This window comes from Xenorhabdus griffiniae (assembly GCF_037265215.1).
Classification (GTDB): Bacteria; Pseudomonadota; Gammaproteobacteria; order Enterobacterales; family Enterobacteriaceae; genus Xenorhabdus; species Xenorhabdus griffiniae.
The window spans coordinates 4,481,843-4,506,618 of sequence record NZ_CP147737.1; the positions used below are offsets into that span (position 1 = coordinate 4,481,843).

19 protein-coding genes are annotated in these 24,776 nt (G+C 44.4%); 4 read left to right on the forward strand and 15 right to left on the reverse strand.

The window, feature by feature from the left end; translation table 11 throughout:
* Positions 1-11: 11 nt before the first annotated feature.
* From rffG to trxA, 7 genes are all read right to left on the reverse strand, one after another.
* Positions 12-1,082 carry a dTDP-glucose 4,6-dehydratase gene (gene rffG / locus WDV75_RS20470; protein ID WP_273559702.1) on the reverse strand — a complete coding sequence of 357 codons (1,071 nt, stop codon included), beginning with the start codon at positions 1,080-1,082 and terminating at the stop codon, positions 12-14.
* Positions 1,079-2,341 carry a UDP-N-acetyl-D-mannosamine dehydrogenase gene (wecC, locus tag WDV75_RS20475; RefSeq protein ID WP_273559704.1) on the reverse strand — a complete coding sequence of 421 codons (1,263 nt, stop codon included), beginning with the start codon at positions 2,339-2,341 and terminating at the stop codon, positions 1,079-1,081. The genes rffG and wecC overlap by 4 nt, the downstream gene beginning before the upstream one ends.
* Positions 2,338-3,468, reverse strand: a complete 1,131-nt coding sequence (wecB, locus tag WDV75_RS20480; protein ID WP_189759387.1) for a non-hydrolyzing UDP-N-acetylglucosamine 2-epimerase — start codon at positions 3,466-3,468, stop codon at positions 2,338-2,340. The genes wecC and wecB overlap by 4 nt, the downstream gene beginning before the upstream one ends.
* A gap of 71 nt (positions 3,469-3,539) precedes the next feature.
* A complete protein-coding gene (gene wzzE / locus WDV75_RS20485) occupies positions 3,540-4,610 on the reverse strand; it encodes an ECA polysaccharide chain length modulation protein (RefSeq protein ID WP_273559706.1) in 1,071 nt (356 codons plus the stop codon).
* 30 nt (positions 4,611-4,640) lie between these two features.
* Positions 4,641-5,729, reverse strand: coding sequence for a UDP-N-acetylglucosamine--undecaprenyl-phosphate N-acetylglucosaminephosphotransferase (gene wecA, locus WDV75_RS20490; protein WP_273559708.1), 1,089 nt, complete (start codon positions 5,727-5,729; stop codon positions 4,641-4,643).
* 340 nt (positions 5,730-6,069) lie between these two features.
* Positions 6,070-7,329: a transcription termination factor Rho gene (rho, locus tag WDV75_RS20495; protein WP_074020680.1), complete on the reverse strand. Its 1,260-nt coding sequence runs from the start codon at positions 7,327-7,329 to the stop codon at positions 6,070-6,072.
* A gap of 758 nt (positions 7,330-8,087) precedes the next feature.
* On the reverse strand, positions 8,088-8,414 hold the full coding sequence (gene trxA / locus WDV75_RS20500) for a thioredoxin TrxA (protein WP_189759384.1): 327 nt from the start codon (positions 8,412-8,414) through the stop codon (positions 8,088-8,090).
* A gap of 119 nt (positions 8,415-8,533) precedes the next feature.
* On the opposite strand from trxA, the gene rhlB reads away from it, so the two are divergent.
* Both rhlB and gppA read left to right on the forward strand, forming a co-directional pair.
* Positions 8,534-9,817: an ATP-dependent RNA helicase RhlB gene (gene rhlB, locus WDV75_RS20505; protein WP_273559710.1), complete on the forward strand. Its 1,284-nt coding sequence runs from the start codon at positions 8,534-8,536 to the stop codon at positions 9,815-9,817.
* A 102-nt stretch (positions 9,818-9,919) separates the two neighbouring features.
* Positions 9,920-11,428: a guanosine-5'-triphosphate,3'-diphosphate diphosphatase gene (gene gppA / locus WDV75_RS20510; protein ID WP_273559711.1), complete on the forward strand. Its 1,509-nt coding sequence runs from the start codon at positions 9,920-9,922 to the stop codon at positions 11,426-11,428.
* Positions 11,429-11,484: 56 nt separating this feature from the next.
* On the opposite strand, the gene rep is transcribed toward gppA, so the two are convergent.
* Positions 11,485-13,518, reverse strand: coding sequence for a DNA helicase Rep (rep, locus tag WDV75_RS20515; RefSeq protein WP_273559713.1), 2,034 nt, complete (start codon positions 13,516-13,518; stop codon positions 11,485-11,487).
* A gap of 723 nt (positions 13,519-14,241) precedes the next feature.
* On the opposite strand from rep, the gene WDV75_RS20520 reads away from it, so the two are divergent.
* Positions 14,242-15,357, forward strand: coding sequence for a class II histone deacetylase (locus WDV75_RS20520; RefSeq protein ID WP_273559715.1), 1,116 nt, complete (start codon positions 14,242-14,244; stop codon positions 15,355-15,357).
* 53 nt (positions 15,358-15,410) lie between these two features.
* Here WDV75_RS20520 and ilvC read toward each other — a convergent pair whose 3' ends face one another.
* Positions 15,411-16,889 (reverse strand): ketol-acid reductoisomerase, encoded by a 1,479-nt coding sequence (gene ilvC, locus WDV75_RS20525; RefSeq protein WP_273559717.1) that lies wholly within the window; start codon positions 16,887-16,889, stop codon positions 15,411-15,413.
* 160 nt (positions 16,890-17,049) lie between these two features.
* Between ilvC and ilvY the strand changes: the two genes are divergently transcribed.
* A complete protein-coding gene (gene ilvY / locus WDV75_RS20530; protein ID WP_273559719.1) occupies positions 17,050-17,931 on the forward strand; it encodes an HTH-type transcriptional activator IlvY in 882 nt (293 codons plus the stop codon).
* A 139-nt stretch (positions 17,932-18,070) separates the two neighbouring features.
* On the opposite strand, the gene ilvA is transcribed toward ilvY, so the two are convergent.
* The 6 genes from ilvA to ilvL all read right to left on the reverse strand — a co-directional run bounded on the left by ilvA (position 18,071) and on the right by ilvL (position 24,636).
* A complete protein-coding gene (ilvA, locus tag WDV75_RS20535; RefSeq protein ID WP_420497522.1) occupies positions 18,071-19,618 on the reverse strand; it encodes a threonine ammonia-lyase, biosynthetic in 1,548 nt (515 codons plus the stop codon).
* A 2-nt stretch (positions 19,619-19,620) separates the two neighbouring features.
* Entirely contained in the window at positions 19,621-21,471 is a 1,851-nt protein-coding gene (ilvD, locus tag WDV75_RS20540; RefSeq protein WP_273559721.1) for a dihydroxy-acid dehydratase, read from the reverse strand.
* Positions 21,472-21,546: 75 nt separating this feature from the next.
* Complete coding sequence (locus WDV75_RS20545; RefSeq protein ID WP_273559723.1) at positions 21,547-22,473, reverse strand: branched-chain amino acid transaminase; 927 nt, start codon at positions 22,471-22,473, stop codon at positions 21,547-21,549.
* 24 nt (positions 22,474-22,497) lie between these two features.
* Positions 22,498-22,755: an acetolactate synthase 2 small subunit gene (ilvM, locus tag WDV75_RS20550; RefSeq protein WP_193851637.1), complete on the reverse strand. Its 258-nt coding sequence runs from the start codon at positions 22,753-22,755 to the stop codon at positions 22,498-22,500.
* On the reverse strand, positions 22,752-24,398 hold the full coding sequence (ilvG, locus tag WDV75_RS20555; RefSeq protein WP_273559727.1) for an acetolactate synthase 2 catalytic subunit: 1,647 nt from the start codon (positions 24,396-24,398) through the stop codon (positions 22,752-22,754). Before ilvG ends, ilvM begins: the two co-directional genes overlap by 4 nt.
* 142 nt (positions 24,399-24,540) lie before the next feature.
* Positions 24,541-24,636 carry an ilv operon leader peptide gene (gene ilvL, locus WDV75_RS20560; RefSeq protein ID WP_152669737.1) on the reverse strand — a complete coding sequence of 32 codons (96 nt, stop codon included), beginning with the start codon at positions 24,634-24,636 and terminating at the stop codon, positions 24,541-24,543.
* Positions 24,637-24,776 lie beyond the last annotated feature (140 nt).

Sequence of the window (24,776 nt, forward strand, 5' to 3'; positions counted from 1 at the left end):
CCCCGATAGGCTTATTTATTTCCTAACCCAAGTCGTTCCCCTGTATAAGAGCCATCCTGAACTCTTTTCCACCAATTCTCATTTTCCAGATACCATTGCACAGTCTTGCGAATGCCGGATTCGAACGTTTCTTCAGGAGTCCACCCTAATTCACGCTCAATTTTCGCTGCATCAATTGCATAACGCATATCATGCCCTGGGCGATCCGTTACGTGAGTAATAAGATCGCGATAATGTTCTACCCCAGCAGGTTTTTCGGGGCGCAGCTCCTCCAGTAATTCACAAATTGTTTCCACAACTTCGATATTTCGGCGTTCATTATGTCCACCGATGTTGTAGGTTTTGCCAGGCTCCGCCTTGGTGACCACCAAGTGCAACGCCCGCGCATGATCCTCCACATAGAGCCAATCACGGATTTGCTCTCCCTTGCCATAAACCGGCAAAGGCTTGCCTGCCAGCCCATTCAAAATCACCAATGGGATCAGTTTCTCAGGGAAATGATAAGGACCATAGTTATTTGAACAATTGGTGATCACGGTCGGTAAGCCATAAGTACGGCGCCATGCCCTAACCAGATGATCGCTGGATGCTTTTGATGCAGAATAAGGGCTGCTTGGCGCGTAAGGTGTGGTTTCCGTAAAGAAACCATCTTCACCGTGCAAATCGCCATATACTTCGTCTGTTGAAATATGGTGGAAACGGAACTGGGTTTGTTTTTCCTGATCCAACTGTTGCCAAAATGCACGAGCCGCTTCCAACAAAGTATAAGTGCCGATGATATTGGTTTCGATAAAAGCAGCCGGCCCATCAATGGAACGGTCGACATGGCTTTCTGCGGCCAAATGCATGACAGCATCCGGTTGATATTGCTGGAATACACGATCTAAAGCATCACGCTGGCGGATATCAACCTGCTCAAACGCATAGCGGGGATGGTTGGCAACGGGAGCCAGTGATTCAAGATTACCAGCATAAGTCAGGCTATCAACGACAACGACACTATCTTCAGTTTGATTAATAATGTGGCGCACAACCGCAGAACCGATAAAACCTGCACCACCTGTAATAAGAATACGTTTCAACGCCAAACTCCTTTTGTATCAACAACCCATTTTTGTTTTATGGCAGAACCATGAATGGCTTTAAACTGGCTATGATCCACCAGCATCAAGACAACATCCGCTTCTTCTGATGCCTGATTGACATCCATCAATTCCACCTTATCTTTCAGTAAATTAGGCAGCTCATGCACATTGGGTTCAACCGCGATAGTTTGCCCTGCATGCCACTGCGCAACCATTTTTGTAATATAAACGGCTGGGCTTTCCCGCAAATCATCAATGTTTGGCTTGAAGGCCAAGCCAAAACAAGCAATTTTAATTTCATTTGCCCGTTTGCCACTTTCAGCTAAACAGTCAGCAACTGCGGCTTTTACTTGATCCACAACCCACAGCGGCTTGCCATCATTCACCAAACGCGCAGTATGAATTAAACGGGATTGCTCAGGGTTCTGGGATACGATAAACCACGGATCGACGGCAATGCAATGCCCCCCTACACCAGGGCCAGGTTGCAAAATATTTACACGTGGATGGCGGTTTGCCAGACTAATCAGTTCCCACACATTGATTCCCTGTTCGGCACAGATTAAGGAAAGTTCGTTGGCAAAAGCGATATTAACATCACGGAAACTGTTTTCTGTCAGCTTGCACATTTCCGCTGTTCTGGCATTAGTGATAACACATTCACCCTCAAGGAAAATATTGTACAACTCACTCGCCCTGCGGGAAGATTTGGCTGTCATGCCTCCAACTACACGATCATTTTTGATCAACTCCACCATAACCTGCCCCGGCAAAACACGCTCAGGGCAATAGGCGATATCGATATCTGAGTTTTCACCCGCTTGTTGAGGGAATGAAAGATCTGGACGTACCACGGCTAACCATTCAGCCATCTGCTCTGTCGCACCAACGGGAGAAGTGGATTCCAAAATAACCAAATCGCCTTTTTTCAAGACGGGTGCTATTGATTCCGCCGCAGAACGCACATAAGCCATATCGGGTTCATGCTCCCCTTTGAAAGGCGTCGGAACTGCGATCAAAAAAGCATCCGCTGTTTGTGGAACCGTCACGGCTTTCAAAAAGCCCTCTTCTACCGCAACTTTTACTATCTTATCTAAATCAGGTTCAACGATATGAATCGAACCACGGTTAATCGTCTCTACCGCATGCTGATTAACATCCACGCCAATCACCCTCTTTTGACGGGAGGCGAATGCCGCTGCGGTGGGCAAACCGATATAACCCAGACCGATAACAGAAATTGTTTCAAAACTCATAATGTCACCTGATTTTTTCTTAATGCATCAAGAATTCGCTGGCAAGCCCGACCATCACCATAAGGATTATGGGCATGGCTCATTTGTTGGTAGGCGTTAACATCCGTCAATAGACGCGTAACTTCCGCAACGATAGTTTGTGTTTCTGTTCCCACTAGCCGTACTGTCCCCGCAGCAACCGCTTCAGGTCGCTCAGTGGTATCACGCATCACTAAAACCGGTTTTCCCAAAGAAGGCGCTTCTTCCTGAATCCCTCCTGAATCGGTCAAAATTAAATAGGCATGATTCATCAAATAGACGAAAGGCAGATAATCCTGCGGTTTGATAAGGATAACGTTATCAATGTCATGCAAAATGCGCTTAACGGGTTCACTGACATTCGGATTCAAATGGACCGGATACACTATCTGGACATCAGGGTGCGCTTTGGCAATCTGTGCCAATGCTTCACAAATACGCTCAAACCCTTTACCAAAATTTTCCCGACGATGACCTGTCACCAAGATCATTTTTTTATTTAGGTTAAGAAAAGGATAAAGCTCGCTAAACTGCCCATACATGGCTTCATCATTCATGATGCGATCACGCACTGATAGCAGAGCATCAATCACTGTATTGCCGGTAACAAAAATACGGTTTTCCGCAATGGATTCTTTTAAGAGGTTATTCCGGGAATTTTCCGTCGGTGCAAAATGGTACATAGCCAAGTGTCCGGCAATCTTACGGTTGGCTTCTTCCGGCCATGGTGAATAAAGATCCCCTGTTCTTAAACCAGCTTCAACATGGCCTACCGGAATATGTTGATAGAAAGCAGCCAGACTGGTTGCCATAGTTGTTGTTGTGTCGCCATGCACCAGTACCACATCTGGTTTGAATTCTTCTAATACAGGTTTTATACCTTGCAAGATACGACATGTGATATCCGTCAGATCCTGTCCTTTTTGCATGATATTCAGATCAAAATCCGGCGTTATCCCAAACAGGTGCAATACCTGATCCAGCATTTCCCTATGCTGAGCTGTGACACACACTTTTGCTTCAAAGGCAGTATCCATAGCCAACGCATGTACCAACGGGGCCATTTTAATGGCCTCCGGCCGGGTACCAAACACAGTCAACACTTTCACAGTGACTCTCTTATTTTGTCAATCATTGCAGATACTTCCAAGAATGGGAATCAAAAACCTATCGTTTATAGCTACTTATGTGAACTATCGGAGCGAGGACGTCTTACCAAAGCAACACCGGAGCCAATCAACATACCTACTGCTCCCCATAAAATCATCATGAAAGCACGGCGAGGGCTGTCTCGATTAACAGGTTCCTCCGGTGTTCTGAGATAGCGGTAAGTCAGGAAAGCGTCCTGCAAAGTCGGACCGACATTTAACGTAGCCAGCATCGCGATATTTTGATCATAATCGATGCTGTAGTCAGGACCTGTAGCTTCCAACGTTTCAATTTGGGCTTGCAGTAATGATGTACCCAACATAAACATTTTGGATTCAGGCAGTTCTTCGATAGGGATGTTTGTCTGATTACGGTGAATACCTTGCTTCTCAGCCACTTTCAGTGACTGCTGCAACACATTCAATTCTCGATTATATATAGCCTTTACCACCATCTCCTGACGTTTCACCACCGCTTTCATTGACTGGGTACGTGTCGCCCATGCCCCTTTAATTTCGTTGTTCAGGTGAGTGCTTGCTCGTTGGTTGGCGAATGCAATATATTGACGCAGAAGTTGATTGGCATCAACGGCGGTTTCTGCTGTCAATTTGATACTGTCATTTGATGATGTTTTATCATCACTACGCGTGATTTTAATAGCGTTGATCAATTCATCCAACAATACAGCATCCGCTTTGGCACGCCCTTCCTTGCGTTGTTTGTAATATTCGGAATGAAGCCAAAACTCACGACGGGTATCATACGCAGAAACCTGTGTCATGAATTCTTTGTATGCACCGTCTGGAATGGTCGGTAATTGCGCTTCTGGTGCAGCATTGATATGAGTATCCAAGTTACGCAGGAATTGTTGTTGCGAATAGTAGCTACCCAAATTATTCGTTGTCGGTAGGTCCACAATAGCGGTTGCGCTCCATTTTTGCTGCATCAAATAAGATGCACCCAGAGCAGCGGCAGCGAAAATTATTGCCAGTGCGATAATCCATATCTTTCCATACCACAAAGCATAACACAGCGCCCGAATATCCAGTTCATGCTCTATAGCAGGTTGATCCTGTTTAGATTTCGTTTCTGAGTTTATCACTGCACAAAACCTCTTTGATTGTCGATGTCTTTAATGATGGCTTGCTGCCCGACGCATACGGCGCTTACACCGTTTGATAAAACGGGCTACCTTCCACGCTCTTTTGATGCAATAGCCATACAACATAAATGCAAGCAAAAATAATGCCAACATTATCCACTCAGGAACAAAACTTAACCACTCTCCAATCATTCCAATTGATGCCAACAGCGCCGCAACTAAAGTGATCAAAATAAATGCCTGGCGGGAAGTAAATCCAGAACGCATCATCAAATGGTGAATATGCTGACGATCTGCTGCAAATGGACTCATTCCCTTACGCAATCGACGGTACATAATCGCAACCATATCCATCAGTGGAATAGCAATGATCCACAATGCTGTCACAGGATTAATGGAATAGTGTTCCCCTTGAGTCGTTTCAGTCAGTAGCCAAATTACAGTAAAACCAATTAAGGTACTCCCTGCATCACCCATAAATACTTTAAAACGCTTTCCCAGTAGGCCAAGGTTAAGGAAGATATAAGGCAAAATCCCAGCAATAAATGTAAAGCACCAAAAAGCCAGCGCCATATTTCCATTTTCGTAAAGCAAAATCCCTAATGCACCAAATGAAACGCAAGATAATCCCCCCAACAAACCATCAATACCATCCATCATATTGAAAGCGTTAACGGCAGCCCAGATAGCAAATAGAGTCACAATATAGCTGAATGGTCCCAAGATCATTTCCCAAGGACCAAAGGAATTTCCTAAACTCTCAATTTTAAGATCAGCAAAAAACATCATACTAATGCCAACCAAGGCCTGAATAATTGCTCTAATCTTCACGCTGACATCAAAACGATCGTCTAGTACACCGACAAAAACCAGTATTCCGGCACAAGCCAAATATGGCCATTTGTGAGGGATAAACTCTTTTGTGATTGCAAACGCAAAACAAACACTAAAAAACAATGATATCCCACCGACTAAAGGAATCAATCCTTGGTGACACTTACGGTAATTGGGCTTATCAACCAAACCTATATTTTTTGCGACCTTACGCGCCATAAACAAAAACGCGAATGAAAATATAAAGATGTAAAAAATTTCGGCGCTCATCCTAGGAATATTCACAATAACAACTCTCTGCAAGATAACGATGGGCCATCTATTATCGATAGACTTATAGATGTTTGTAGCTATTGACCTATAAGTTGGTATTCACAAAATAAGGAGTTCTGCCATGCACGAAAATCAACACATGGATAACGCTGGCCGTAGTACATGAACAATTACTGAATATTTGTAAGAAATTTACTTGGCATATACCCACTCGACCATCCAAATAAGATATGCAAAATATGTGCCACATCACCCAAGCGATGTAATAATATACAACCATAAAAAAACGCCACAAAACGTGGCGCTTAAGTTGTCACAGAAGGATCTTTTTTATCTTTATCGCAAAACTAAACTATGAGCGTTTCATAAAGTCGAAGAACTCTTCGTTTGTTTTTGTCATAGCCAGTTTGTTGATAAGGAATTCCATCGCATCGATTTCACCCATCGGATGAATGATCTTACGTAAGATCCACATTTTCTGCAGCTCATCCTGTGCAGTGAGCAGCTCTTCTTTACGCGTTCCTGAACGATTGTAGTCGATGGCTGGGAAGACACGTTTTTCCGCAATCTTACGAGACAGGTGTAATTCCATGTTACCTGTACCCTTAAATTCTTCGTAAATAACTTCATCCATCTTGGAGCCAGTATCAACCAACGCAGTCGCAATGATGGTCAGACTACCACCTTCTTCGACGTTACGTGCAGCACCAAAGAAACGTTTTGGACGATGCAAGGCATTCGCATCCACACCACCAGTCAAAACCTTACCGGATGCAGGAACCACAGTGTTATATGCACGAGCCAGGCGGGTAATGGAATCCAGCAGGATAATAACGTCTTTTTTGTGTTCAACCAGACGTTTTGCCTTTTCAATCACCATTTCAGCCACTTGAACATGGCGGGAAGCAGGTTCATCAAAGGTTGATGCAATCACTTCGCCTTTTACCAGACGCTGCATTTCGGTGACTTCCTCTGGACGCTCGTCAATCAGCAAAACCATCAGAACGCAATCTGGGTAATTATGAGCAATGTTAGCTGCAATATTTTGCAGCAGCATGGTCTTACCCGCTTTTGGTGGTGCAACAATCAAACCACGCTGACCACGACCAATCGGCGCGGCCAGATCCAGAACACGGGCTGTCAAATCTTCAGTAGAACCATTACCGCGTTCCATACGCAAGCGGTTGTTAGCATGAAGTGGTGTCAGGTTTTCAAACAGGATTTTACTGCGAGCGTTTTCAGGTTTATCAAAGTTGACTTCATTAACTTTCAACAAGGCAAAATAGCGTTCACCTTCTTTTGGTGGGCGGATTTTCCCTGAAATGGTATCACCAGTACGGAGGTTAAAGCGGCGGATTTGACTAGGAGAAACGTAGATATCATCAGGGCCTGCAAGGTAAGAACTGTCTGCGGAGCGGAGGAAACCAAATCCATCCTGCAATATCTCCAACACACCATCTCCGAAAATATCCTCTCCGCTTTTCGCATGCTGTTTGAGAATAGAGAAAATGATGTCCTGCTTACGCATACGAGCCAGGTTTTCCAGCCCCATATTTTCGCCGAGAGTAATCAACTCAGATACCGGCGTATTCTTTAATTCGGTAAGATTCATAATGGTGGGTTCTTTAACTCGGGGTATATCTCGAACTATGAACGTGAATGGTATGGCAGCATTATCGATGCCTGTTTATTTGTACCAGAAACAAATAACACCTTCCAACATATTAAATTATATTACAAGGCAATAGTTTGAAGTACTTAGATTGATTTCAAAATAAGGCTGACAAACTGTCAAAACTATCTTCTAACTATCTATGTGCCATATGTTATAACTATCTATAATATAGATACAATTTTATAATACGAACACTATTAAAGTTTAACAGTGGACACTATTTCAGCATACACATCTTTCAGCATAAACGTTTTTTTAACATAAGCACTGTTAGCAGATTCTATACCTATCACCTAGCACAAGAAGGAGAAGGCTCGACATAAAAATGCCTAGGATAAAAACACTCTGCTTAAAGATAGTTTAACATTAGGACGCTATGAGTGTACTAAGCTATATACTGGATTAATCGTATATAGACTCAGGAATTTTACCAAATGCGATATGTCATCAGATACTTCAGGTGACCCAGAGATAACAGATTTATCAGACACTACAAATTGTTTAGTATGTAACATGCTTAATGTCAACTCTTTATATCAATAAGCCTTTATATCGAATAAAGAATTCGCTCTAGCAAAGCTTCATACAAGCACATGGCCGCTAACTTACCATGCTTCGTAGCGGACGTCTAGCGGTCAATGAGATAAATCATCTCATACGCCAAACGTCCGTAATTACTGTGACCTGATTCTAAATTATAGGTGTGGTTCTAAAAACTCTTTCAGTTGAGTTTTTGACAAAGCGCCCACTTTTACGGCAACCTTTTCACCATCTTTAAACAGAATCATAGTTGGAATACCACGAATACCGTATTCTGGTGCTGTTGCTGGATTATCATCAATATTCAGCTTGCCAACTGTCAATTTTCCTTCGTATTCTGTGGCAATTTCATCCAGAATAGGGGCTATCATTTTGCAAGGACCGCACCACTCAGCCCAGAATTCAACGAGAACAGGACCTTGTGCTTTCAAAACATCGTTTCCAAAGCCAGCATCAGTCAGAGAGATAATATTCGCACTCATTTTTTGCTCCAAAAGTAATATCTTTTACAGTGTAAGTGTACATTAACCAACATAAGGGTGTCTTTATTTCAGCGGATACACTTTCTTAAAGCAATAGTTAACTGATATTCTACCTTACTATGAGCAAAACACATTTGACAGAAAAGAAGTTTTCCGACTTCGCATTGCACCCCAAAGTCTTAGAAGCCCTTGAGAAAAAGGGGTTTTCCAACTGCACGCCGATACAGGCGCTAACATTGCCTTTAACTGTCGAAGGCCGAGATGTTGCGGGGCAAGCACAAACCGGAACGGGCAAGACGCTGGCATTTTTGGCGTCTACTTTTAATTACTTATTGACTCATCCTGCAAAGAAAGAGCGTAAAACTAATCAGCCACGCGCGCTGATTATGGCGCCTACCCGTGAATTAGCGGTTCAAATATACTCTGACGCAGAAGAATTGGCGCAAGTCACTGGGTTGAAAATGGGCCTTGCCTACGGCGGCGATGGCTATGATAAACAGCTTAAAGTCCTGGAGGCTGGCGTCGATATCGTTATTGGCACAACAGGGCGGTTGATCGATTACGCCAAACAGGGCCATATCCATCTTGGTGCCATTCAAGTTGTTGTACTTGATGAAGCGGATCGCATGTATGATCTGGGCTTTATCAAAGATATTCGCTGGTTGTTCCGCCGACTCCCTGCGGCCACAGAAAGAATGAATTTGCTGTTTTCCGCAACTCTCTCTTATCGAGTACGTGAACTGGCTTTTGAGCAGATGAATAATCCTGAGTATGTGGAAGTGGAACCGCTGCAAAAAACAGGACACCGCATTCAGGAAGAGCTATTTTACCCTTCCAACGAAGAAAAAATGCGCCTGCTACAGACTCTGCTGGAAGAAGAATGGCCTGATCGCTGCATTATTTTCGCCAATACCAAACACCGTTGTGAAGACATCTGGGCCCATCTGGCTGCTGATGGTCATCGAGTTGGTTTACTGACTGGTGATGTTGCACAAAAAAAACGCCTGCGTATTCTTGAAGAATTCAGCCTGGGCAATCTGGACATTCTGGTTGCCACAGATGTTGCTGCCCGTGGGTTGCATATTCCATCTGTGACACACGTATTTAACTATGATCTACCAGATGACTGTGAAGATTATGTGCATCGGATTGGTCGGACAGGCCGTGCTGGAGAAAGTGGTCATTCTATCAGCCTGGCGTGTGAAGAGTATGCGCTCAACTTACCGGCCATTGAAGAATATATTCAGCACCAGATACCTGTTAGCAAATATAACAGTGATGCATTGCTAAAAGATCTGCCAGTACCTAAGCGCCGTAATCGCACCCGCTCAGGGGGACACCCTCGGCGTACCAACATACCACGCCGTGGCAATGCAACACGCAACAGTAAGCGCCCAGGCTAAAATAAAGCAGGGCTGAAAAATACTGGAATAGTACGATCGTATTGGAATAACGTAATGTTGAAATAACACGATGCTGAAACAACACAGGCCGGAATAAATACTATGCTAAGTGCTTCTTCGCTTTATGCGGCTATCGATTTAGGCTCAAACAGTTTTCACATGTTGGTTGTCCGTGAAGTATCCGGCAGCATTCAAGTCGTTACTCGCATCAAACGCAAAGTCAGGCTGGCTGCCGGATTAGATAAAAATAATCATTTATCACAACAGGCAATGGAACGAGGATGGCAGTGCTTGCGCCTCTTTTCCGAATATTTGCAAGATATTCCTGCCTCACAGATCCGCGTTGTTGCTACCGCAACCTTGAGGCTGGCAAAAAATTCAGATGAATTTACCAGAAAGGCTTCAGAAGTATTAGGCAAACCTGTTCATGTGATCAGCGGCGAAGAAGAGGCTCAACTCATTTATCAAGGTGTCGCTCACACGACCGGCGGATCTGAAAAGCGACTTGTTGTCGATATTGGTGGCGCCAGTACTGAATTGGTCACCGGTATCGGAGCCAAAGCCAATCAGCTTTTCAGCCTTGAAATGGGCTGTGTTACCTGGCTGGAACGTTATTTCAATGATCGCAGCCTGACAGCAGAAAATTTCGCCAATGCAGAAGCTGCTGCACATGATATTCTCAGCCCTGTGACCACTAAGCTGCTTGAGCAAGGCTGGAACGTTTGTGTAGGCGCTTCTGGTACGGTACAAGCCTTGCAGGAAATTATGATTGCTCAAGGTATGGATGAACTGATCACCCTACCTAAACTCCAGCAACTTAAACATCAGGCGATTGAGTGCGGAAAGCTGGAAGAGTTAGAAATCGATGGGCTGACACTGGAACGGGCGTTGGTTTTTCCAAGTGGATTGGCCATCTTAATCGCCATTTTTCAGGCATTGAATATCGAAAGTATGATATTAGCAGGCGGTGCATTACGTGAAGGCCTGGTTTACGGGATGCTGGATTTGCCGATCGAGCCGGATATTCGGACAAGAACCTTGTGCAATATTCAGCATCGTTTTCAACTGGATATTGAGCAGGCACAGCGTGTCAAACAGTTAGCCGAAAATTTTTGCCTGCAAGTTGCTAAGTCATGGGAACTAGACGAGCGTTGTCGTGAGTTATTGATCAGTGCCTGTTTGCTCCATGAAATAGGTCTGTTTGTTGATTTTCGTCAGGGGCCTGCACATTCCGCTTATTTAATAAGCCACTTAGATCTGCCTGGTTATACGCCAGCCCAAAAACGATTGTTGGCTATTCTATTGAAAAATCAAAATGGCCCAGTGGATCTGGCATCACTTAGTCAGCAAAATGCTGTGCCATCGCTACAGGCACAGCGGTTATGTCGCTTATTGCGTCTGGCAATTATTTTCGCCAGCCGTCGACGAGATGACACGTTGCCAGCTTTACGATTACAGGCGAAAAATGAAACGCTCATTATCACCTTGCCCCATCAATGGCTGATAAAACATCCACTCAGAACTGAAGCATTACAGCAAGAGAAGAAGTGGCAGAGTTATGTCCAATGGTTATTGCTGCTTGAGGAGCAAAATAACGCTCGTCTCGGCTAAAGTTTTACTTTATTCCCCTGCAATTATATGCATAAATGCAGGGGGTTATTATCATACTATTTATTATTGCTGGTTTTCAGCCCAAGCCCCAGACGGGATTTAATGTCGGCAAGGCGCGATTGCCCCTGTTTCATCCTTTCCTCTGCGCTCATCACTCGCTTACCTTGGGGCCAATCCAAGTCATCCTGTGGCAATTCAAGTAAGAATCGGCTCGGTTCTGGGCGGATAAGTTCACCAAACTGGCGACGCTCTTTGCTGAGGGTGAAAAAAAGTTCTCTCCGCGCCCGCGTAATACCGACATAAGCTAAACGACGCTCTTCTTCAATATTGTCTTCATCAATGCTGCTTTGGTGTGGTAATAAACCTTCTTCCATACCAACCAAAAAAACATAGGGAAACTCCAGCCCCTTGGAAGCATGTAACGTCATTAACTGAACTTGGTCCAACTCTTCATCTTCTTCGCCTCTCTCCAGCATATCCCGCAACGTAAAACGCGCCACAACTTGGGAAAGAGACATTGGCTCATTCAAATCATCTCCCTCAAGCATTTCGCTCATCCACGTGAAAAGTTGGTTGACGTTCTTCATTCTCATTTCAGCCGCTTTTGGGCTGGGGGAGGTTTCATATAACCAGCTTTCGTAATCCATGCCACGCAGTAAGTCTCTCACAGCCAGCAGTGGCTCCCGCTCCGCCTGACGAGCTATTTCGTCCATCCAGTGGGTAAAGCGCTGTAATGCTGCCAAACCACGTCCGGTTAAATATTGTTCCAGCCCAAGATCAAAACTGGCTTGATATAAGCTCTTGCTACGACTATTCGCCCATTCGCCCAATTTCTGGATTGTCACTGCACCGATTTCTCGCCGTGGTGTATTGACGATACGTAAAAACGCACTGTCATCCTCAGGATTGGTCAAAACACGCAAATAAGAGAGTAGGTCTTTAACTTCAGGCCGAGAAAAGAACGATGTTCCCCCCGAAATTCGGTAAGGAATGCGGTTTTGCATCAACATTTTTTCGAAGATACGGGATTGGTGATTACCGCGATATAAAATCGCGTAATCTTTATAGTCCGTTTTATTGATAAAGTGATGAGCGATCAACTCTCCCACCACACGCTCAGCTTCATGATCTTCATTGTTCGCTTCGATCACCCTGAGTGGATCACCATATCCCAACTCTGAAAAAAGTTTTTTTTCAAAAACATGGTGATTGTTAGCTATCAGAATATTCGCCGCTTTCAATATCCGCCCTGATGAACGGTAATTTTGTTCCAGCTTAATCACATTCAACTGCGGGAAATCGTCCTTCAATAAAATCAAATTCTGTGGACGAGCACCACGCCATGAATAAATGGATTGATCATCATCCCCAACCACGGTAAAACGTGCGCGATTACCCACTAATAATTTCACCAGTTGATATTGACTGGTATTCGTATCCTGATATTCATCTACCAGCAAGTAGCGAATTTTATTCTGCCAACGCTCCCTGACTTCCTCATCATGCATCAACAGCAAAGTTGGTTTGGTAATCAGATCATCAAAATCGAGGACATTACAACTAGTTAAGTGCAAGTCATAGCGACGGTAACATTCTGCAAACTGGTGTTCTTGCGCTGAACGTGCCATTCTCATCACTTGTTCCGGCGACATTAAGTCATTCTTCCAGTTAGAAATGTTCGAGGTCAGTTTTTGTAGCAGATCTTTATCTTCTTGCAGCAAATCCGCAGTGAGATCTTTTAGCAAAGCCATCTGATCTTGATCATCAAATAATGAGAAGTTACTTTTCATTCTCAGCGCTTTGTATTCACGCTTAACGATCTCTAACCCCAAGGTATGGAAAGTCGAGATCATCAGCCCTCGTGTCTCCTTACGGCCCAAGGTTTGAGCAATACGCTCTTTCATCTCACGTGCCGCTTTATTAGTAAAAGTGACTGCCGCAATATGGCGAGCCTGATAACCACAAGTGCGGATCAGGTGAGCAATTTTATTGGTGATCACTCGAGTCTTGCCAGAGCCTGCACCCGCCAGAACCAGACAAGGTCCTGTTACAAATTCAACCGCTTGTTGTTGGCTTGGATTTAATCGCATACTGTTTCGAAAGCTATATCAGGATAAAAGATCAGGGAGAGAAATTGTAACAGAAAGCAAGGTTACAGGTGATTTTCTTTACTTTAGTTAACTATCACAAGAAAAATTAAAAAAACATCAATCATCACTTTTTAAAAATGATGCAAAAACTATAGTGCATTTTATTTTTCAACGAATAAAGAAAATAGCAGAAAACATGGAGCTATTACCAACGTGCTTAATCCATAAATATATAAATACCTATTTTACGCTATTTTATACTATCGCTGACTCACATATCCCTTTGTTATTCATAATACTTTGCTAAATCTCATTCGATTTATTATTAATTTATGTGATAAATTACAAAATAATTTTTTCATTAATAATTTAAATTACTCTGTCAAAATATATCAATCCAACTTCAAGTTGCAGCTTGCAAATCAATGTAATTGTTTATATCTCCCCGTTTCGTGGGGAGATATAAGGCGCATCTTGAAAGGCGATTGGTATATATCAATCTTGATTTCTACTGTAATTGAAATACATAGGCTCTATTTAACTGCATTGATGTTATATACCAATCTAACTTCAAGATGCGTGTGATTTCATATAGGGTTGTCAATTGCAACTTGAAGTTTAATGCTTATAACCATCAATTACGCTTACTGACATACAATCAATATACCCAATAGACTTCAAATTGTAGTTTGAAAGATAAAGGGAATCGAAGAGGGATGTAATATGTTACGTAAAACAGGCTTTTTCTTTGATGAACTCTGTTTCTGGCACAATTCTGGATTATCACACGTTATGACGTTTCCTGTTGGAGGATGGGTACAACCCCCCAACGGTGCAGGACATGCAGAATCACCAGAAACAAAACGCAGAATGAAAAACTTAATGGATGTTTCGGGATTAAGTCATTCGTTGCAATTGCGTGGTGCTGAACCTCTTGATGATGCAACGCTGAGACTGGTGCATACCGAAGAGTATTTACAGCGCTTTAAGTCCGTGAGTGATAATGGCGGAGGAATATTAGGTTCAGAAGCACCAATAGGACAAGGCAGCTATGAAATCGCTAAACTATCCGCCGGACTCACTTATGCCGCAGTCAAAGCAGTGTTACAAGGCGAGCTGGATAATGCCTACAGCCTTTCCCGTCCCCCCGGGCACCACTGCCTGCCAGATCGAGCAATGGGATTTTGTTTCCTTGCCAATATTGCCCTTGCCATTGAGCACGCAAAAGAGCAGCTTGGTATTGGCCGAGTCGCAGTCATCGACTGGGATGTCCACCACGGCAATGGAACCCAACATATCTTCTGGGAACATGATGATGTTTTGACTATTTCTCTGCATCAAGATGGCTGCTATCCCGAAGGCTACAGTGGCGAGGAAGATATCGGCGCCGGCAAAGGAGAAGGTTTCAATATCAATATCCCATTGATGGCAGGAGCTGGGCACAATAGTTATCTTTATGCTATGGATCAGATTGTGCTCCCTGCATTGCGACGTTACCAACCAGAATTGATCATCATTGCCTGCGGTTATGATGCCAATGCCTTTGATCCTTTGGCACGAATGCAATTACATAGTGACAGCTTCCGTGAAATGACCCGCAGGGTACAGCAAGCAGCCGATGAACTATGCCATGGAAAATTAGTCATCGTTCACGAAGGGGGGTATTCCGAAGCCTATGTACCTTTCTGTGGATTAGCTGTCATGGAGGAATTAAGCGGGGTGCGCACTAAAGTTAACGATCCAGCCCTGAACATGATCCAAGCACAGCAACCGAAAGAACGATTTGAAGCATGTCAGCGACAAGCCATCGATGAATTAAAGCTGAAATTCAATTTGTAAGAATGAAAGAGTTACCTGCCCGATAAAGTCACTTCGGGCAGGATAACATTGTATTAGCCACCAACTGCAATGCGTTTCATATCCGTCATATAACCACGCAAAGTACGGCCGATAACTTCAATCGGGTGGTTACGGATCGCCTCATTCACATCACGCAACTGCGCATTATCAATGCTACGATCTGCAACTGCTTTTCCTAAATCTCCGGCTTGCAGGGTTGCCATGAATTTCTCTTTCAGCAACGGAACAGCGACGTATGAGAACAGATAGTTACCATATTCCGCAGTATCAGAAATTACCACGTTCATTTCATACAGACGCTTACGAGCAATGGTATTCGCGATCAATGGCAGTTCATGCAAAGATTCATAATAAGCAGACTCTTCAACGATGCCAGTATCTACCATCGTTTCAAATGCCAGTTCTACCCCTGCTTTGACCATGGCAATCATCAGGACACCATGATCAAAGTATTCTTGCTCACTGATCTGCCCTGTATAGTCCGGATAATTTTCGAATGACGTTTTACCCGTTTCTTCACGCCAAGCCAGCAAGTTTTTATCCCCATTTGCCCAATCTGCCATCATTGTGGAAGAGAATTCGCCAGAAATGATGTCATCCATATGTTTCTGGAACAGCGGAGTTAACATGTTTTTCAGTTGATCAGACAAAGCATAAGCACGCAATTTAGCTGGGTTGGAAAGGCGATCCATCATTAATGTAATGCCGCCTTGTTTCAGCGCTTCAGTGATAGTTTCCCAACCAAACTGGATTAATTTTCCGGCATAACCGGAATCAACACCATCAGCAACCAGTTGGTCATAGCACAACAAAGAACCTGCCTGTAACATGCCACACAAGATGGTTTGTTCTCCCATCAAGTCTGATTTAACTTCTGCTACGAAGGAAGATTCCAGTACGCCAGCGCGGTGTCCTCCTGTTGCGGCTGCCCATGCTTTCGCAATCGCCATCCCTTCGCCTTTTGCATCATTTTCTGGATGTACAGCAATCAGAGTGGGTACACCGAATCCACGCTTATACTCTTCACGCACTTCCGTACCCGGACATTTAGGGGCAACCATCACAACGGTAATATCTTTGCGTATTTGCTCACCCACTTCGACGATGTTGAAGCCGTGAGAATAGCCCAGCGCTGCCCCTTCTTTCATCAAGGGTTGCACTGCTTGAACCACCGCGGAATGCTGTTTGTCTGGCGTCAGGTTGATAACCAAATCAGCCTGTGGAACTAACTCTTCATAAGTGCCAACTTTGAAGCCATTTTCGGTTGCTTTACGCCATGATGGTCGCTTTTCATCAATCGCTTCTTTACGCAAGGCATAAGCAATATCTAAACCAGAATCACGCATATTCAGTCCCTGGTTTAGCCCTTGCGCACCACAACCGATGATCACCACTTTCTTGCCTTTCAAATACCCTGCTTCGTCAGCAAATTCTTCCCGCGCCATAAACCGACATTTGCCTAACTGCGCCAATTGTTGGCGTAAGTTCAACGTATCAAAATAATTAGCCATGGTGACTCCGATATAATAATTAGGTGTGAGGTCGTTTGCATAGAAACAATATATGACATGCGAGCCATTGCTGAAATTGATATATTAACAAGACTACATTGCAGTTTATGCAACAAACTTTTTCACGACAAACAACCTCTCAATAAAGGGCCTAAAAACGATGGATCTACGTGATTTAAAACTGTTTTTACACCTTGCGGAAAGTTGTCATTTTGGCCGCTCAGCCAAAGCCATGCACGTCAGCCCATCTACACTTTCACGCCAGATCCAGCGCCTTGAGGAGTTATTGGGGCATCCGCTTTTTCTGCGGGATAACCGAACAGTAAAATTGACCGCCGCCGGTGAACAATTCAAACAATTTGCCCAGCAAACTCTCCTGCAATATAAACAGTTACAGCATTCATTAAACCACCAAAGCCCATCACTGACGGGAGAGTTACGTCTATTCTGTTCAGTTACGGCTGCGTATAGCCATCTTCCACAAGTATTGGATAAATTTCGGGCAGAACATCCCTTGGTGGAAATTAAACTGACAACAGGAGATGCTGCTGATGCCGTTGATAAAGTTCAATCCGATGCTGTAGATTTGGGGATTGCGGGCAAGCCAGAGAAACTGGCTGATAATGTCAGCTTTACCAAAATAGGCGAAGTACCATTGGTATTGATTGCCCCTGCTCTGCCTTGTATCGTGAGAAATCTCGCTATACAAGAACATCCCGACTGGAATAACATCCCTTTTATCCTGCCTGAGCATGGGCCTTCCCGCCAGCGCATTGAACTGTGGTTTCGGCGGCATAAGATCCTACACCCCGTCATTTACGCAACAGTTTCCGGCCATGAAGCGATTGTTTCTATGGTAGCACTAGGTTGCGGGATTGCACTGATCCCTACGGTTGTGGTCGAAAATAGCCCTGAACCTGTACGTAACCGAATTTCACTGCTGGAAAATATTGCACTGGTCGAGCCGTTTGAATTGGGTGTCTGTGCGTTGAATAAACGCTTAAACGAACCGTTGATTAAGGCATTTTGGGAACTATTGTAGTCTGACTATCGTTATTATTTGGCTATCTTGCAATTGCTAATATCTCCCCCTCTACGCGGGGAGATATTAGACGCATCTTGAAAGGCAATTGGTATTTTTAGAAGATATTTTGCTGTTTATTTCTTTAACTGATTGATGATTAAGTCAGAAATAATTTAAATGAAGGATTATCGGTTTCATCATGATATTCATAGCCCAGCACATCCAAATGGCGATCAAAACAGACTTCTGGTCCTGAAAGTTCAAAGGCAGCTAATACACGCCCATAATCCGTGCCATGACTGCGGTAATGAAACAGTGTGATATTCCAATACGTCCCTAATGTTTGCAAAAATTTCAGCAAAGCGCCCGGAGATTCAGGAAAGGCAAAACTAAACAATCGTTCCTGCAACGGCTTGGATGGCCTGCCACCGATCATATAACGAACATGCAGCTTCGCCATTTCATCATCCGTAAAATCAGCAACTTGATACCCCGATGTTTTTAATTCTTCAATGATTTCATGACGTTCAGTATTTCCCCGACTCAATCTGATACCAACAAAGATACAGGCTTGGTTTGGATCTGTTGCATCCGAATAACGATAGCTAAATTCAGTGACGACACGAGTACCCAATATCTGGCAAAACTGTAAGAAACTCCCCTTTTGTTCAGGGATAGTCACCGCCAACAAAGCTTCGCGTTGCTCTCCAAGTTCGCAGCGTTCTGAAACGTAACGCAATCCATGAAAATTCACATTAGCCCCAGAAAGAATATGTGCCAGCCGTTCTCCCTGAATCTGGTGTTGCTGGACATATTTCTTCAAGCCTGCCAGCGCCAGAGCACCAGAAGGTTCGGCCACTGCCCTGACATCTTCAAAGATATCTTTCATGGCAGCACAGATAGCATCACTGTCTACTGTAATGACCTCATCGACATATTGCTGGCATAAGCGAAACGTTTCGTCGCCAATGCGTTTAACCGCCACACCTTCCGCGAATAATCCAACTCTCGGCAAATCGACCGGATGCCCAGCTTCCAGTGCGGCTTTCAAACAGGCAGAATCCTCGGCTTCCACACCAATGATCTTCATTTCAGGTACAAGCTGTTTAATGAGAACAGCAACCCCTGCAATCAATCCGCCACCACCAACCGGAACAAAGATACGATCAAGATGAACATCCTGCTGTAGCAACTCCATTGCCAGTGTCGCCTGGCCTGCAATCACGACAGGATGGTCAAAGGGTGGAACGAAAGTGTAACCGTGCTCTTTTGCCATCTCAATGGCTTTTGCTTTCGCTTCATCAAAGTTCGTACCATGCAGTAGCACCTCGCCACCAAAACTACGGACTGCATCGACTTTAATATCCGCTGTCGCTATCGGCATGACAATAGTGGCTTTTATGCCAACCTTACTGGCCGATAATGCAACGCCTTGCGCATGGTTGCCCGCGGAAGCCGTGATGACACCTTTACTTTTTTGTTCTTCCGTCAAACCTGCTATCATCGCGTACGCACCGCGCAATTTGAAACTATGTACCAGCTGGCGATCTTCCCGTTTAACCAAAATCGTATTGCCTAAACGCGCAGAGATTTTTTTCATTTCCTGTAAGGGAGTGACTTGAGCAATATCATAAACTGGCGCACTCAGTGCCGCCTTGAGATATTCCGCTCCCTTGGGTTCAGTATTAAGAGGATAAACCGCCACAATCAACTCCCCAGTTTGGTTTTATCGCGCACAGCGCCTTTGTCAGCACTGGTCGCCAATGAAGCATAAGCACGTAATGCCAAAGAAACCTGACGTTCACGGGACTTAGGTGTCCATGCTTTATCTCCGCGAGATAATTCAACCTGTGTACGCTCTGCCAGTTCTGTTTCCGTCACATCTAACTGAATCTTACGGTTTGGAATATCAATATTGATGATATCACCGTCATAAATCAGACCAATCAAGCCACCATTTGCCGCTTCTGGAGAGACGTGACCAATAGATAAACCCGATGTTCCGCCTGAGAAACGTCCATCCGTAATCAATGCACAACTTTTTCCCAATCCCATCGATTTCAGATAAGTGGTGGGATAGAGCATTTCTTGCATACCTGGACCACCTTTCGGCCCTTCATAACGAATAACAACTACGTCGCCCGCCACGACTTTTCCACCGAGAATGGCTTCTACTGCCTCCTCCTGGCTCTCGTAAACTTTGGCTGGGCCACGGAAAGTCAGGATTTCTTTATCAACGCCTGCTGTTTTTACAATGCAGCCATCTTTTGCAATGTTGCCGAACAAAACAGCCAATCCACCATCCTGACTGTAAGCATGGTTACGTTCACGAATACATCCTGTCTCACGATCGGCATCCAACGACGGCCAACGACAATCTTGTGAAAAAGCTTGTGTGGTACGAATGCCTGCTGGCCCCGCGGCATACATCCTTTTAACGCTTTCATCTTTTGTCAGCATGATGTCGTATTGAGCCAACGTTTGTGGCAAATCCAAACCCAAAACATTTTTCACATCACGATGCAAAAGCCCTGCTCGCTCAAGTTCGCCAAGTATCCCAATCACTCCACCAGCACGATGGACATCTTCCATGTGGTATTTCTGGGTACTCGGAGCAACTTTACATAAATGCGGCACCTGACGAGACAGACGATCAATATCCGCCATCGTGAAGTCAACTTCAGCTTCCTGTGCCGCAGCCAACAAATGCAAAACGGTGTTAGTCGATCCCCCCATCGCAATATCCAATATCATGGCATTTTCAAATGCCGCTTTGGTCGCGATACTACGCGGGAGAGCGCTGGCATCATCTTGTTCATAATAGCGTTTAGTCAGTTCAACAATGCGTTTACCAGCATTGATAAACAGGGTCTTACGATCAGCATGAGTAGCGAGCAGTGACCCATTACCTGGCTGTGAAAGTCCAAGTGCTTCGGTCAAACAATTCATCGAATTCGCCGTAAACATCCCTGAGCAAGAGCCACACGTCGGACAGGCAGAACGTTCGATTTGTTCGCTCTGTTCGTCACTGACATTGGGATTGGCACCCTGAATCATGGCATCAACCAAATCCAGTTTGATCAGCTGATCGGATAATCGCGTCTTACCCGCTTCCATTGGGCCACCAGAAACGAAAATAACCGGAATATTTAAGCGCAAAGATGCCATCAACATGCCTGGCGTGATTTTGTCACAGTTGGAAATACATACCATAGCATCAGCACAGTGGGCATTGACCATGTATTCCACTGAGTCAGCAATCAACTCCCGCGAAGGTAACGAATAGAGCATTCCACCATGCCCCATTGCGATACCATCATCAACAGCAATGGTATTGAACTCTTTCGCAACCCCTCCTGATGCCTGAATCTGTTCTGCCACCAGCTTACCGAGATCACGCAGATGTACATGTCCTGGTACAAACTGGGTGAATGAGTTAACAACCGCAATGATAGGTTTTCCAAAATCTGCATCTGTCATACCTGTGGCTCGCCATAAGGCGCGGGCTCCCGCCATATTGCGGCCATGAGTCGTCGTGGCAGAACGGTATTTAGGCATTGTCTTCACTCCCAAGTCTTATCAATTAACTAAAACAGGCGGGGAACGACCGCCCGTTGGGTTTTATATTTTTTATTACGGATTAATCGGGTCCAACCAACCCCATTTATCTTCTGTCGTACCATCAAATAAGCCAAAGAACGCACTTTGGATTTTTTTAGTAATTGGGCCGCATTTACCAATACCCACCTGAATACCATCTACACTACGAACCGGAGTGATCTCCGCAGCCGTTCCTGTCATAAAAACTTCATCCGCTAAATAAAGCGATTCGCGAGAAAGTACCTGTTCACGAACTTCCAGGCCAAGATCCCGTGCTAACTTGATGATGGCATCACGGGTGATCCCTGGCAGGGCAGATGAAGTAAATGGCGGTGTAAATAGAATTCCATCCTTCACTTCAAATAGGTTTTCACCCGCACCTTCTGAAATATAACCATGCACATCCAGTGCAATACCTTCCTGATAACCATGGCGTCGTGCTTCACTTCCCACCAGCAAAGAAGAGAGATAATTACCTCCCGCTTTTGCGCTTGTAGGGATCGTATTTGCTGCCATGCGATTCCATGAAGAAACCATCGCATCAATACCCTGCTCTAAGGCTTCCTCACCGAGATAAGCGCCCCACGGGAAAGCAGCAATGATAACGTCTGTTTGATAACCAGCAGGTGGGTTTACTCCCATGCCAACATTACCCACAAATACCAATGGGCGAATATAAGCGCTGACCAATTTATTTTTACGCAGCGTTTCGCGGCAAGCGTCCATCAATTCGTCCACACTTTGACTGACGGGAAAACGGTAAATCTTGGCTGAGTCACACAAGCGCTGCATATGTTCACGATGACGAAAAACAACAGGCCCTTTGTGAGAGTCATAGCAACGAATCCCTTCAAATACCGAAGTACCATAATGTAATGCATGGGACATAACATGAACTTTAGCCTCTGCCCACGGCACCATTTCCCCATTGAACCAAATATAATCAGCTTGCTTTGTCATTCTCAGTTTTCCTTCAAGGGCGCATTATGCGCTTATTAATCGTGATTCTTTATGTTTGATCTCAACACCCGCAACGTCCACCAATTTCAGCAGTTGGGAAAAAAGTAAATTAACTGGACGTTGGCTAGACACGGTGAGTTCAATATTTACATTATCACTATCTGTTATATGATCCATATTCAATGCGCATATCTGAAATCCGCGGTGGCGGGTAACTCTCAAAATTCGTTCCAAAATCTCAGGACAGAACCGCGCCTTAATAGCAAGTTGATGCTGTATCATAATGATTTCTCCAACATGGTTTCGTTGCTTGCACCCGGTGGAACCAATGGCCAGACATTCTCTAATTCATCAATAGACACATGTAATAAATACGCGCCCTCGCTGTTGAACAAAGCATCCAATGCTTCATCCACTTGTGCTTTGTGAGTTACTCTCTGTCCCGGAATACCAAACGCCTGCGCCAACGTAAGAAAATCAGGATTATCAGTTAAGATCGTTTCGCTATAACGTTTGTCAAAAAACAGCTCTTGCCACTGGCGAACCATACCCAATCTTTGGTTATCCAATAAGATCAATTTGACCGGCAATTGCTTGCGTTTAATCGTGCCCAATTCCTGAACATTCATCATGAAGGAGCCGTCACCAGATATGCAGATAACCATATCTTCAGGACGAGCCATCTGGGCGCCAATCGCCGCCGGAATACCAAATCCCATCGTGCCTAATCCGCTTGATGTGATGAAGTTTTCTGGCTGACTAAAAGTCATGTGCTGAGCCGCCCACATCTGATGCTGACCAACATCGGTTGTGATAACCGTACTGGACGAAGCACGATCAGAAACCTGCTTCAACAGTAACGGAGCATAAATACTTTCACCCTGATAGTCATAACGCCATGCATGTTCGTTTTTTAATTGTTTGATTTCTTGCTGCCAGGCTTGGATAGATAAAGGTTGTTGTAAATGAGGCAATAGCGTTTTTAAATCACCCAATAATGACACATGGGTTTGGCGTAATTTATTGAATTCAACAGGATCAATGTCCAAATGAATAACGTTGGCATGAGGTGCAAAGGTATTCAGCTTTCCTGTAACACGGTCATCAAAACGCGCGCCAACAGCAATTAACAAATCACAGGATTGAACAGCAAGATTAGCCGCTTTAGTACCATGCATCCCTAACATGCCCAAATAACATTCATGTTCAAAATCTGCCGCTCCCAATCCTTTCAATGTGGAAACAACGGGAATACCCGTCTCAGAGACAAAATGACGTAATTCAGGAACAGCGCCAGACATGCCAATCCCACCACCCACATACAAAATAGGTTTTCGAGATGAAGCTAACAATTGACGGGCTAATTCAATCTCTTGTTTTGGAAGAGAAAACTGGGGAGATGCTGGTATTAAATAGGGGGCAAAATCACCTTGAGCTAACTGAATATCTTTTGGTAAATCAATCAGAACAGGGCCAGGGCGACCACTCATGGCAATGGAGAAGGCATCGGCCATGATTTGAGGTAATTTTTCCAGCGAATCAACAAGAAAGCTGTGTTTTGTACAAGAAAGAGACATTCCTAGTATATCAATTTCCTGGAAAGCATCCGTCCCGATAAATTCAGAGCTCACCTGTCCGGTAATCGCGACAACAGGCACAGAATCCAATAATGCATCAGCCAACCCCGTGATTAGGTTTGTCGCTCCAGGCCCTGATGTCGCGATGCAAACACCCGGCTTGCCACTTGCCCTTGCATAGCCAATTGCTGCCATAACAGCGCCTTGTTCATGGCGGCACAAAATGTGTTCCACACCACCATCATACAGCGCATCATAAACTGGCATGATGGCTCCACCTGGATAACCAAAAACTTTTTCAACTCCCTGTTTTCGTAATGCCTCTACAACCGATTGTGCCCCGTTCATTGCCGTCTCCCCTGTTATGTTTACCTTGTCATTGGCTGTTGTGATGTTTTATGACTTCTGCTTATCGAACCCAGTATCAGACCTAAAAAAAACCCCCGCGCCTTTCGGTGCGGGGGTTTTTGGAATCTGGCTATTCTTCTGTCTAAGCCGTTCTTCGTCCAAGTGCCGCCCCGCACGGTGGGATAATCACCACCACGCTCACAATAATTAGGCTAATCACTAGGACAAATGCGTTCATAATTTACTTTATTCGTTTTTAATTCGTATGCTTGACGTATATTTAAGAGTTATCACTTTCTATGATTGTTGACAACGATTATTTTTGTTTTTTTATAATTAAATTATTTTATTTATATTTTTCATTTAGATAACTAAGAA